Here is a 12274-nt window from a genome sequence, read left to right on the forward strand (position 1 = left end):
CCATCGGCTACTTCGGCGCCCGCCTCAACGGCGCGATGATGCTGCGCGCCACCGAGTTTCTTGGCGCCGATCTGGTGCTCGAAGGCAGCTCGCCGGCACGCGACGAACAGATTCGCAGCGGCACCGAGTTGCGCCTGAACCATGCACAGGTGGTGGAGTTTTCCAGCGTCATTGCCACTGACAACGGCATTCAGTTATCGAGCATCAAAGCCGTCGATCGCGCCTACCCACTGCGTGGCGAACTGAAAAGCGCCCCGGCCCCGTTTGCCGCTGAAACACCGGGCGGTGAACCGCAACCCGGCGAAGCCTGGGTGGAAGCACGCCTGCTGACGGCGCTGGATCTGAAGATCGGCGACAGCATCGACGTCGGCATGAAAACCCTGAAGCTGACCCGCGTGCTGACCTACGAACCGGATCGCGCCGGCAACTTCTACAGCCTCACGCCTCGGGTGATGATCAACCTCGACGACCTCGCTGCCACTGGCGTGGTGCAGCCCGGCAGTCGCGTGAGCTATCGAGAACTGTGGCGCGGCGAGCCACAGGCGCTGGAAACCTATCGACAACTGCTCAAGCCGGGACTGGCCGCCAACCAGCGAATTCAGGATGCCCGCGACGGTAACCGGCAGATTGGCGGCGCGCTGGGCAAGGCCGAGCGTTATCTGAACATGGCCAGTCTGGTTGCAGTATTGCTCGCCGGCGTTGCGGTGGCGTTGTCGGCGAACCGCTTTGCCAGCCGCCGCTTCGATGCCAGTGCGCTGCTGCGTTGCCTCGGTCTGTCGCGCCGGGAAACCATGGCGCTGTTCAGCATTCAACTGACCGTACTGGGCCTGTTTGCCGCCCTCAGTGGCGCTGTGCTTGGCTGGCTTGCGCAACTGGGACTGTTCGCGCTGCTGCATGATCTGCTACCCGCTGATGTGCCACCGGGCGGCCTGTTTCCGGCGCTCGCCGGGATCGGCACAGGACTGGTGGCGCTGGCCGGGTTCGCCCTGCCGCCGCTTGCCGCACTGGGGCGGGTGCCACCGTTGCGCGTATTGCGCCGTGACATGCTACCGATTCCGTCGAGCACGTGGATGGTCTATGGCGCGGCGCTGGGTGCACTGGGCCTGATCATGTGGCGTCTGAGTCTCGATCTGCTGCTGACCTTCGCCCTGCTCGGCGGTGGTGTGGTCGCGGCGCTGGTGCTGGGTGGCTTGCTGCTGTTGCTGCTCAACAGTCTGCGCCGGATGCTCGCCCGTGCGCCGCTGCCGTGGCGCCTCGGCCTGGGTCAGTTGCTGCGTCATCCGCTGGCAGCAGCCGGGCAGGCGCTGGCGTTCGGCTTGATCCTGTTGTCGATGGCATTGATCGCCCTGCTGCGTGGCGAACTGCTCGATACCTGGCAAAACCAGTTGCCGAAAAACGCTCCGAACTATTTTGCCCTGAACATTCTGCCCGCCGATAAGCAGGCCTTCACCGATCATCTGGTCAATGTGTCCGCGCAAGCGGCGCCGCTGTACCCGGTGGTGCCGGGACGGCTGATCAGCATCAACGGTGAACCGGTGCAACAGATCGTCAGCAAGGATTCGGCCGGTGACCGCGCGGTACAGCGCGACCTGAGCCTGACCTGGGCGGCCGATCTGCCGGCGGGCAACAAGATCACCTCCGGTGAGTGGTGGAAGGATCAACCGTCGGACGAAGTTCCGGGTGTATCGGTGGAAGGCAAAGTCGCCGAAAGCCTCAAGCTCAAACTCGGCGATCACATGGTGTTCAGCGTCGGCGGGGTCAATCGTGAGGCGAAGGTCACCAGCCTGCGCGAGATCAACTGGGACAATTTCCAGCCGAACTTCTTCATGATCTTCCAGCCCGGCACGCTGAGAGATCTGCCGGCCACCTACCTGACCAGTTTCTATCTGGCACCCGGTCACGATCAGCAGATTGTCGAGCTGTCGCGAGCCTTTCCGGCGGTGACCATTCTTCAGGTCGAAGCGCTGCTGGAACAACTGCGCAGCATCCTCGCCCAGGTCACCCTGGCAGTGGAGTACGTGTTGTTGTTTGTCTTGGCGGCGGGGATGGCCGTGCTGTTCTCCGGCTTGCAGGCAACGCTGGATGAGCGCATTCGCCAAGGCGCGTTATTGCGAGCACTGGGCGCGCAACGGCAATTGCTGGTCAAGGCCCGGCGGATCGAGTTCGGTTTGCTTGGTGCGGTCAGCGGCCTGCTGGCGGCCATCGGCTCGGAAGTGGTGAGTCTGGTGTTGTATCGCTACGCGTTCGATCTGCCGTGGCATCCGCACCCGTGGCTGCTGGTGTTGCCATTGATTGGCGCCGCACTGATTGGTGGTGCCGGCGTGTTCGGCACCCGTCGGGCATTGAATGCGAGTCCGCTGACAGTCCTGCGCGAGGGTTGATAGACTCCAGCCTTCGTCACCACAAGAAGTTGCCATGAGCCGTTATCGCCCTCCCCGCACCGCCGGCACCGCGCTGATCACCCCTGAAGGTGAAGCGCGGATGCGCGCCGAATTCCATGAGCTGTGGCATGTGCGCCGTCCGCAGGTGACGCAAGCGGTCAGCGAGGCGGCGGCGCAGGGTGATCGTTCGGAAAACGCCGAGTACACCTACGGCAAAAAGATGCTGCGCGAGATCGACAGCCGCGTGCGTTTTCTCACCAAACGTCTCGAGGCCTTGAAGGTCGTCAGCGAAAAACCCAGCGATCCGAACAAGGTCTACTTTGGCGCCTGGGTGACCATCGAAGACGAAGACGGCAAGCAATCGCGCTACCGCATCGTCGGCCCGGATGAACTGGATCTGAAACTGGGTCTGATCAGCATCGACTCACCGTTGGCCCGCGCCTTGATCGGCAAGGCGCTGGACGCCGAAGTCCGGGTGCAGACGCCAACCGGTGAGCAGTTTGTCTATATCGTGGCGATCGATTACCCGTAATCCGTTTCAGCGACGGGTGATCAGCCCCTGCCGCGCGACGCGGGTCAGTTGTTTGATCATTTCTGGCGCGTCTTCCGCGCTCGGCGCTTGAATCACCGCCAGATCGAAACTGTCGCTGGCAAAACGCGCCAGTGACTCGCCGTCTTCGACAAACTGGATCAGGAACGCGGCAGGCCCGCCGCTGCGACGTGGCCAGCCATCGAGATAACGCAACAGCGTCGGCTGGTGTTTGCCGCCAAGCAGGATTTTTGGATTGCGCTGGGTGATATGTGCCGTGATCGGCGCGGGACGTGCTGGAGGGCGTAGTGCATTCATCGTGTCGTGTCTCTGCCTCAAAAGTCTGCATGGCAGGTGAGAGGCAACACCGAACCAGCGCTTTAGCGGTATTTCGAAGCCCTGTTCCGGCTTCTGACGGCAACTGTTGAAGTCACCTGGCGCCCCGCAAGTAGCTGTTTAAATCGGCGCATGAGCAACATCCTAGAGAACGTGACCGACGAGTGTCAAGAATCAGCCGCAACAAAAAAGGCCCGCACAATGCGGGCCTTTTGCTTGATCCAGAGCGCTCAACCGGCGATGGCGCGATCCACCGACAGCTTGCCGGCACCTTCGATCATCACCGCAAGACTGCCACCAAGCAGCGCCAGGGCGAACTCGTAACCGTTGTTCGCCATGAACAGACCGTTGCTGATGTGAACAGTGAAGATCGCCACCAGCGACAGGAAGGTCAGACCCAAGGCTGCCGGGCGCACCAGCAGGCCGATGATCAGCGCCAGACCAGCGAAGAACTCGGTGCCGCCAGCCAGCGTAGCCATCAGGTAACCCGGGTGCAGACCGAGGCTGTCCATGTATTGCGCGGTGCCCGCCAGACCGTAACCGCCGAACAGACCAAACAGCTTTTGCGAACCGTGGGCGGCGAAGATCACGCCGACCGCGATGCGCAGAATGGTCAGGCCGTAACCGGCGCGGGTGAACAGAACCTTGTTGATCAGAGAGCTCATGGGGCATTCCTTGTTTTGCGATAAGTGTGTTGGGATTGGCCGCTATATTAATCAGTTAAATTCATGTTAAAAGCGCAATTATTCCGCCATAACAATCAAATTATTCGATTACTTCCGTGAGGCGACTTTCTGGCCCCGGGGCTCCAACGACTCCCGCTCACGGTCGTACGCCAGGTAGTACTTGTTCACGCTATTAACATAGCTGACGGGACCCATGCCCACCTGTTCCATGGCGATGCGCTCGACCTGAAAGAACCACTGGTTCGGATTCAGGCCACGGCGCCGTGCTTCGGCGCGCATGCCTTGTACCCGCTCCGGGCCGATGTTGTAAGCCGCCAGAGTGAAGGCCATGCGCTCGCGCTCGTTGAGTTTCGGACTGTTGAAAAACTTGCGACGGATCATCGCCAGGTACTTGGCCCCGGCCTGCACGTTCGCATCGAGATTCTGGATGTTGTTCACACCGACCCGCTGCGCCGCCGACGGGGTGATCTGCATCAACCCAGTCGGGCCGCTGCCGCTGCGGGCGGTGGGCTGCAGGGCTGACTCCTTGAAGGCCAGCGCCGCCAGATTCAGCCAGTCCATGCTTTGCGCGTCGGCGTGTTTTTGCAGGGTCGGGCGCAGTTTTTCCAGACGCTGGCGGTCAGCCTTGGCCAACGGATAGTGCACTTGGTAGAGCCGTCGATAGATCCGCAGAAACTCTGCATCCTCGTTCGCCGGCTTCTTGTAGCCGACCAGGAAGCGATCGATGCTCGCTCGCAGCATCGAGGCATCGCGGCGCACGAACCAGTATTCCTCACCCGGCTCGCTGATCATCAACTGCCGGTCGAAACGCAGCTTGGGCAGGATCTTGCCCCAGCGCTCTGCAATCGGTTGCTCGACGATGGTCAGGTGAAAAATCCCGCCCTGCACCATCTCCAGCACGTCTTCGACCGCCAGCGTCGGATCGACCCATTCGATCTTGATCGGCGCCAGTTTGTGCAGGGCCAGTTTCTGGTTGAGCTGGCTGACCGCCTCCCCCGCCGCACTGCCGGTCGGCAAGGCCAGGGTCTTGCCGGAAAGCTGTTCAACCTTGGTGTAACGGCGCTCGCCCTTGATGCCGACCAGTACCAGCGGCACGTTGCTGGCGATCGGCTCACTGCTGGCGACCGCGTGGCCGGGTTGCAGATCGAGCAGTTCGCCGGGCGCCACCAGATCACCTTCGCCGCGCTGCAAGGCGCCGAGCAGTTGATCCTTGGCTTTTGGAATGATCTTGAGGGTGATTTCCTGACCATCGCGGGCGTGGCCGTTGAGGTATTGCTCGAATGCGCGCAGGCGATGGTATTCGATGCCGATGGCCTGGCCCTGGACTTCCCCGGAGCTGTTGCGGCTCTGATTGACTAGCACGCGCAGCACGCGGCTGCCGCGAATTTCCGTCAGGTCGCGGACCTTGGCGGCCGGTACGGCTTGCAGTGGCCCGGGCAAGCGCGCAACCGCCGTTATCGGCAGCAGCAGCGACGCACACAACAGGAGCAAAACCGAGGGACGATGCATCCACTCTCCGGAAAGAATACGGGGTGTTTTCACCGCTGAACGGTCGAAAACACCGACGAAAACAGAGCGCCTTGAGCGCTGGCAAAGTGCGAGAGACTGGCACAGGGATGGCATTTCTGCCAACCCGAGCTGCGTCGCGGCATCAAAAGACAGCTATAACTCGTTGTAGTTCTTGGCTTTTCTTATAAATCTACAGCTCTGGTATGCTTTCCGGCCTTCGGCCCGAGGTAGAACCATGCAACTCATCGATATCGGCGTCAACCTGACCAACCCCGGTTTCGCCGAAAAACATCAGGCGGTGCTTGATCGCGCCTACGCCGCCGGGGTCTGCCAACTGGTGCTGACCGGCACCAGCGTCGAGGGCAGCGAGCAGGCGCTGGAACTGTGCCGGCAACTGGATGAAAGTGGCCAGCGACTGTTCGCCACCGCCGGCATTCACCCGCATTCGGCCAGCGACTGGAACGCGGACAGTGCGCGCCGTTTGCGCAGTCTGCTGCAAGAGCCAAACGTGGTTGCCGTGGGTGAGTGCGGGCTGGACTTCAACCGCGATTTCTCGCCGCGCCCGCAACAGGAGAAAGTTCTCGAAGAACATCTGGCGCTGGCGGTAGAACTGCAGTTGCCGGTGTTTCTGCACGAGCGTGACGCCAGTCAGCGCTTGCTGGAAATCCTCCGGGACTTCCGCGATCAACTGCCTGCCGCCGTGGTGCACTGCTTCACCGGCGAGCAAAAAGCCCTGTTCAGTTACCTGGATCTGGACCTGCACATCGGCATCACCGGCTGGATCTGCGACGAGCGCCGGGGAACGCATTTGCATCCATTGGTCAAGGAGATCAAGCGCGGACGCCTGATGCTGGAAAGCGACGCGCCGTACCTGCTGCCGCGAACTCTGCGACCGAAGCCGAAAAACGGGCGCAATGAGCCGGCGTATCTGACCGAAGTGCTGCGCGAGGTGGCGTTGCATCGCGGCGAGAGCGAGGACGATCTGGCTGCGCACACCACCGCCTGTGCCCGGGCGTTTTTCAACCTGCCGGCACAGGTTTAAACAGCAAAAGATCGCAGCCTTCGGCAGCTCCTACATTGAGAGGGTGAATTCCCTGTAGGAGCTGCCGAAGGCTGCGATCTTTTGATCCGTTGACCCACATCAAGCCCGACTTCCAGGGTAGCGGCACAATAATGGCACCTTGCCAAAACTGTTTCCGCTATCAGAGAAGACCTCCATGGGTGCCTGGCTTAGCAATATCTCGCTGAAATACAAATTCTGGGCGGTCAATGCGGTCGCCTTTGTCACCACCCTGCTGCTGGTGCTGTACGCCGTGCAGCTCGAACAACAGGCGCGCAGCCACGCGGCGCAGGCATCCGCACAGGCTCAGGCGCAATTGCTCAAGGCCTGGCCAGTCGAACAGGCACTGCCCAAGGCTGATCACGTGCTGACGTTCAAACGGGGTGAAGCACCACGCCTCAACAACCAACCCGTGCTGGAAATCAGTGACAGCAACGGCTGGAACGAGGTCAATCACCTGCCTCTGTTCGGTAACAACCCGCTGATGGGTGCCGAAGTGTTCAGTCGTGCCGACGGACAGCAAGTCGCCGTCATTGCCTACGGCCCGAGCCTGGCGCAGGTGTTCAGCGAACGCTTCGCCAACTACGCCGTTGCCGTGTTCATCCTGATGTTCGCCATGCTTTGCGCTTCGCAACTGCTGATCCGCTTCCTGCTCAGTCAGCTCAACACGCTGAAGGACGTGATGCTGCACGTCGAAAAAAGTGGTGACCTCTCGGCCCGTGTGCCACTGGCTTGCAAGGATGAAGTCGGGCAGATGGCCAATGCGTTCAACGCGATGCAGGCCGGTTATCAGCGCGTGGTCACCACCGTTGCCAACACGGCGCGGCAACTGGACGTCGGTGCCGCGCGGCTGGCGTCGAGCATGAACGAAGTGCGCCACGGCATGCTCGGTCAACAGAGCGAAACCGATCAGGCCGCCACCGCAATCAACGAGATGACCGCCACGGTGTATCACATCGCCCAGCACGCCGGCGCCACCCGCGACCTGTCGCAGACCGCTGACGGTCTGGCCGGCAGCGGTCAACAAGTGGTCAGCCGCGTACAGCAGTCGATTGCCGGACTTTCCAGCGGGGTGCAGCAGACCGCCGAGATGATCCAGCGCCTGGCCGAGGACAGCCAGAAGATCAACGGCGTGGTCAGCGTGATTCACAGCATCGCCGAGCAGACCAACCTGCTCGCCCTCAACGCCGCCATCGAAGCGGCGCGTGCCGGCGAGATGGGTCGGGGGTTTGCCGTGGTCGCCGACGAGGTGCGCAACCTCGCCAAACGCGTGCAGACCTCCACCGATGAAATCACCACCATGGTCTCGGCGCTGCAGGCCGGCACCCGCGATGCGGTGGACTTCATGCAGGAGAGTTCGTACAAGGCCGACGACTGCGTGCAACAGGCACAGGAAGCGGGCGAGGCGCTGGCGGAAATCACCGGCGCCGTGGCGCAGATGCGCGAGAGCAACACCCAGATCGCGGTGGCTGCGGAGCAGCAGAGCCAAGTGGCCGAAGAGATGAACCGGGCGGTGGTGAGCATTCGTGATGTGACCGAAAACACCGTGCAGCAGACCGTGGATTCGGCGACTACCAGTAATGAGTTGGCGACATTGGCCGGGGAGCTGAGCAAGGCAATCGGGCAGTTGAAACTCTGAAGATCAAAAGATCGCAGCCTTCGGCAGCTCCTACAGCTGTACGCAATTCAATGTAGGAGCTGCCGAAGGCTGCGATCTTTTTTTGTCCATCATTACTATGATGCCAATAGCCAACCTTGATTCGCCGCCCCACCCGCCCCGGCCTATTCTTCAAGCATGTGTTCAACATGGATCGAGGAGTAGTCAACATGGGCAAACGTCACCCCAATCTTCCCGCGTGGCAATGGCGCGCGTACCCGAACAATCACCAGCATCCGACCAATCTGGTGTTGCACCTGATTGCCGTGCCGTTGTTCATCGTCGCGTTTCTGTTGATCGTGTCCGGGGTGTTCAGCCTGAGTCTGGCCAGTGTCGCCATTGGCGTGATCGGGATCGTCGCGGCGCTGGGTCTGCAGCGCCACGGCCACAGCCTGGAGGCGCAAGCCTCCGAGCCGTTCAGCGATCGCCAGGATGCGGTGTCACGCTTGCTGGTCGAACAGTTCCTGACCTTTCCGCGGTTTTTTCTCAGCGGCGGCTGGTGGCGTGCCTGGCGTGAGCGTCATCGTCGGCATTGATTCAGGCAAAAATCGTCACGGTCTGCCGGCTCGTGGCGATCAACTCCCCTTCCGCGCTCCACAGCTTGGCGGCGACATGGCCGTAGCCGTCGGCGGCGTACTCGATGTCCGCCAGGTATTTGCACCAGTCCAGCGTGCGCAAATCGCGTAGCGGCTGCACGAATTCGATGGTCCAGGTCAACGTGCTGCCCGGTGCCGGTTTCTTCAGGTACGGCAACAGTGCCGGCGGCCACGCATCCACCAGCGCCAGCAGATGCGCTTCATTGACCGGCTCTTCTTTCACATCGCCACGCAAGCGCACCCAGCCGCCCATCTGCCGCGATTGATTGCCAGTGAACGGCATGCCGCCGACACTCCAGCGCATCGCCAGATGCCGCATGAACTCCGGGGTCACGCCTTTGATATAGGGCAGTTCCGGGCATTCGTCCCAGTGTTTCATTTCCACCGCCGGGTAGGCCTCGACCGCCACTTCCGAAGGCCGCGATGCACCGAAGCTGCCCTGCACGATCGTCACCACCTGACCGTTCTGCATCGCACGGCCCAGTACCTGACTGACCGCTTTGCCTTCGCGCAACACATCGACTTCAAAACGCACCGGGACGTCCGGCTCCACCGGGCCGACAAAGGTGATCGCCAGCGAACGCACCGGGCGATCGGCCGGCACCCTGGCGCGCATGGTTTCGTATTGCAGCGCCGCCACCAGGCCACCAAAACTGGCCCGACCCTGACCCCACTCGGCGGGAATGGTCACTTCTGGATCGCGGCGAACCGCCTCAATCAGATCGGAAAAGCGCATGACAACCTCGGCAAGCGAAAAAAGGAATGCAGCGATCTTAACCAGCATGGCAGAGCGCCGCAGCGTCTATTCCGGTCAAATGGACTGACAGAAAGGCCTTACCCCGATTCCCATTCAAACAAAAACCCCTGTAGGAGCTGCCGAAGGCTGCGATCTTTTGATTTTAAAAAACAAAGATCGCAGCCTTCGGCAGCTCCTACCGGGGCCGGGTGATATCGAGATTATTTGAAGCAGCTTGAACTGAGTTTATCCAGCACCCGATCGGCCTTGGCTTCAGCCTTGATCAGGCCCGCCTGCCAGGTCGCGACGCAGGGTTGCAGATCGCTCTCCAGCTCGGCCCGCGCCAGCCACTGCCAGCAATCGTGCCAGTCGCCCAGCGCGCCCTGCGCCGACTTCAGCCGCGCCAGCGCTGATTCCGGCAGGCGATCGAGTTCCGGGTAGGCTTCGATGCCATAACGCACGCGTTTGATCAGCAGGCGCAGACGATGGCGGTCGTGGGCCGGATCGTGCAGCGCCTCGTCGAGTTTTTTCCATTGTTTGTGCAGGCGTTTTTCGATGCGTTTGCCCAGGCCCTTGAGCAGCCCCTGACGCTCGGAAGCTCGCAGGAAACGCGGGAAGGCATCGAGGATGATCAGCAGCGAAGCCACTTCGGCGCTCGCTGCCAATGCGGGATAGGCTTCGTCCATTTGCGCCATGCGTCGCTGTGCGGCTTGCGGTTGATCGTGCTTGAGCAAGTAGGCGGCCAACACCTCGCGGTCGCGCCATGGCGTGGTCAACTGCCCCACCGCGGACGCCGCCACTTCCAGTTGCTCGACACCGGGCAAGCCACGCAAGGGTCGCAACAGGCTGCGCAAGCGCCGCACCGTGGTGCGCAAATCATGCAGCGCCTCGGGGTCGGTACGCGCGGTCAGACGCGCCTGACAGGCCAGCAGCCGCACTTCCAGGCTCAGGACATGAGCCACCAACCGGTCAACCAACGCTGACATCACTTGCTCCTGATTCAAATGGCTTGAAAGACCAGTCTGCCGCTGCAAGGCAGACGCATCCTTGCGTCAGGTCAGCAGCTTAGCGCCCGGCGCGGGATTCGCGAATATAGAAACGGGCTTTCTCGGCCTTGTTGCTGCAGCCTTCGAAGCCTTCGAATTGCTGCTGGGTCTTGGCTGCGGTCAAGAGCGACAGCGCCTTGGAGTAGCTGACCGTGCCGGCAAAACCTTCGGCCTTGGCCAGATCCAGTTCATGCCACGCCGCATCGAGCTGACTGCCACAGCTGTCACGATAAGCAGTCTTGCCAGCGCAACCGGCCAATGCCAGCGCAATCAACGGCACACAGATCCAGGCTTTCATCACTTACACCTCAAATAGGTCAACAGTCGTGCAGGTAAGACGTTACGCCAAGGGAAAAGTGCCTTGGCGGCCCATGAATCTGCGGTGACCAAAGGATAGCGCCGAGTGGTCATGGAGTATCGAAAAAACGACGCCCCTGCCGCCCCGAACGACCCTGACGATTGTCGCCCGCCCCCGGATGGGTGCATTGTGCAAGCTTGTCGGGGAGGAAGCTGGATGAAAAAGCGTGTCGCGCTGGTACTGGGTTCCGGTGGCGCCCGGGGCTATGCCCATATCGGGGTCATCGAGGAGATCGAAAGACGCGGTTACGACATCGCCTGCATTGCCGGATGTTCGATGGGCGCGGTGGTCGGCGGGATCTATGCGGCGGGCAAACTCGACGAGTACCGCGCCTGGATCGAATCCCTCGATTATCTGGATGTGCTGCGGCTGGTGGACGTGAGTTTTCGCCTGGGGGCGATTCGTGGCGAGAAAGTCTTCGGGCAGATCCGCAAGATCGTCGGCGAAATCAACATCGAAGACCTGCGCATCCCCTACACCGCCGTCGCTGCCGACCTGACCAACCAACAGGAAATCTGGTTTCAGGAAGGTTGTCTGCATCAGGCGATGCGTGCCTCGGCGGCGATTCCCAGCCTGTTCACCCCGGTGATGCAGGGCAACCGGATGCTGGTGGACGGCGGCATTCTCAACCCGTTGCCGATCGTTCCGGTGGTCTCCAGCCACTGCGACCTGATCATCGCCGTCAACCTTAACGCGACCAACCAGCGTCACTACAAATTGCCGGTGATCCAGCGCCCGCCAGCGTTTCGCTCGCGCTTTGACAGCCTGCTCAGTTCGCTGGGTTCGAAGATGCCGTTCCGCCGCAAACAGGCCGAGCAATTGCTGTTGCTTGAACAGGAAGCGTTGCGTGCAGAAGCCGCCGACATCAACCCGTGGCTGGAAGGCAGCGAGCCGGAAAGTCAGCAACCGGCAGCCGCCCCTGAGCGCGAAGGCGCGCCGAAGTCCGCCACCGGCTCGTTCATCATCGACAACGTCGGGCCGGCGTCGCTGCTGGACCTGATCAACCAGAGTTTCGAGGTGATGCAGACCTCGCTGGCGCAGTACAAGATCGCCGGCTATCCGCCGGACATTCTGATCAACGTGCCGAAGCGAGTGTGCCGGTTTTTCGAGTTCTACAAGGCGCCGGAACTGATCGCGCTGGGGCGGGAGATTGCGCGGGATACGCTGGATCGGTATGAAAGTGAGCAGAGTAGAGAGCCCTGAAGTTCTCGGCTGACTGTCAGGGCCTCTTCGCTGGCAAGCCAGCTCCCACAGGGTTCTAAGGTGTTATTGAGATTTGTGTAGCACACCGGCCACTGTGGGAGCGGGCTTGCCCGCGAAGAGGCCAGACCAGGCAACACAAAACCTACAGACTGTTGTCATTCAACAACCGATACCCCA

Annotated in this window: 12 protein-coding genes; 6 read left to right on the plus strand and 6 right to left on the minus strand. The window is 61.4% G+C overall.

Features of this window, described 5'->3' with window-relative positions; translation table 11 throughout:
* Together DBR18_RS26050 and greB are read left to right on the plus strand one after the other, a co-directional pair.
* A partial coding sequence (locus DBR18_RS26050) for an ABC transporter permease (protein WP_108592516.1) occupies positions 1-2381 on the plus strand: 2381 nt, incomplete at its 5' end.
* A gap of 34 nt (positions 2382-2415) precedes the next feature.
* Positions 2416-2913 carry a transcription elongation factor GreB gene (gene greB / locus DBR18_RS26055; RefSeq protein ID WP_007964774.1) on the plus strand — a complete coding sequence of 166 codons (498 nt, stop codon included), beginning with the start codon at positions 2416-2418 and terminating at the stop codon, positions 2911-2913.
* 6 nt (positions 2914-2919) lie between these two features.
* Here the strand turns inward: greB and DBR18_RS26060 are convergent, their stop codons facing one another.
* The 3 genes from DBR18_RS26060 to DBR18_RS26070 form a co-directional block, all read right to left on the minus strand.
* Entirely contained in the window at positions 2920-3228 is a 309-nt protein-coding gene (locus DBR18_RS26060; protein WP_003226820.1) for a hypothetical protein, read from the minus strand.
* A 248-nt stretch (positions 3229-3476) separates the two neighbouring features.
* Entirely contained in the window at positions 3477-3911 is a 435-nt protein-coding gene (locus DBR18_RS26065) for a DoxX family protein (protein ID WP_003226822.1), read from the minus strand.
* Between the two features lie 108 nt (positions 3912-4019).
* Entirely contained in the window at positions 4020-5441 is a 1422-nt protein-coding gene (locus tag DBR18_RS26070) for a transglycosylase SLT domain-containing protein (protein ID WP_108592469.1), read from the minus strand.
* A 235-nt stretch (positions 5442-5676) separates the two neighbouring features.
* On the opposite strand from DBR18_RS26070, the gene DBR18_RS26075 reads away from it, so the two are divergent.
* The 3 genes from DBR18_RS26075 (at position 5677) to DBR18_RS26085 (ending at position 8694) form a co-directional block, all read left to right on the plus strand.
* On the plus strand, positions 5677-6483 hold the full coding sequence (locus DBR18_RS26075) for a TatD family hydrolase (RefSeq protein ID WP_108592470.1): 807 nt from the start codon (positions 5677-5679) through the stop codon (positions 6481-6483).
* Between the two features lie 175 nt (positions 6484-6658).
* Entirely contained in the window at positions 6659-8140 is a 1482-nt protein-coding gene (locus tag DBR18_RS26080) for a methyl-accepting chemotaxis protein (protein ID WP_108592471.1), read from the plus strand.
* Between the two features lie 188 nt (positions 8141-8328).
* A complete protein-coding gene (locus DBR18_RS26085) occupies positions 8329-8694 on the plus strand; it encodes an Mpo1-like protein (RefSeq protein ID WP_041069479.1) in 366 nt (121 codons plus the stop codon).
* A 1-nt stretch (position 8695) separates the two neighbouring features.
* Here DBR18_RS26085 and DBR18_RS26090 read toward each other — a convergent pair whose 3' ends face one another.
* The 3 genes from DBR18_RS26090 to DBR18_RS26100 form a co-directional block, all read right to left on the minus strand.
* On the minus strand, positions 8696-9490 hold the full coding sequence (locus DBR18_RS26090) for an acyl-CoA thioesterase II (protein ID WP_108592517.1): 795 nt from the start codon (positions 9488-9490) through the stop codon (positions 8696-8698).
* 221 nt (positions 9491-9711) lie between these two features.
* Positions 9712-10476: a CHAD domain-containing protein gene (locus DBR18_RS26095; protein WP_108592472.1), complete on the minus strand. Its 765-nt coding sequence runs from the start codon at positions 10474-10476 to the stop codon at positions 9712-9714.
* A 79-nt stretch (positions 10477-10555) separates the two neighbouring features.
* The gene (locus tag DBR18_RS26100; protein ID WP_007963692.1) at positions 10556-10834 is read right to left on the minus strand and encodes a hypothetical protein; all 279 of its coding nucleotides are present in this window, start codon (positions 10832-10834) and stop codon (positions 10556-10558) included.
* Between the two features lie 216 nt (positions 10835-11050).
* Between DBR18_RS26100 and DBR18_RS26105 the strand changes: the two genes are divergently transcribed.
* Positions 11051-12097 (plus strand): patatin-like phospholipase family protein, encoded by a 1047-nt coding sequence (locus tag DBR18_RS26105; RefSeq protein WP_108592473.1) that lies wholly within the window; start codon positions 11051-11053, stop codon positions 12095-12097.
* The last annotated feature ends 177 nt before the right edge of the window (positions 12098-12274 follow it).

It is taken from the genome of Pseudomonas sp. HMWF021 (genome assembly GCF_003061005.1).
Lineage (GTDB): Bacteria > Pseudomonadota > Gammaproteobacteria > Pseudomonadales > Pseudomonadaceae > Aquipseudomonas.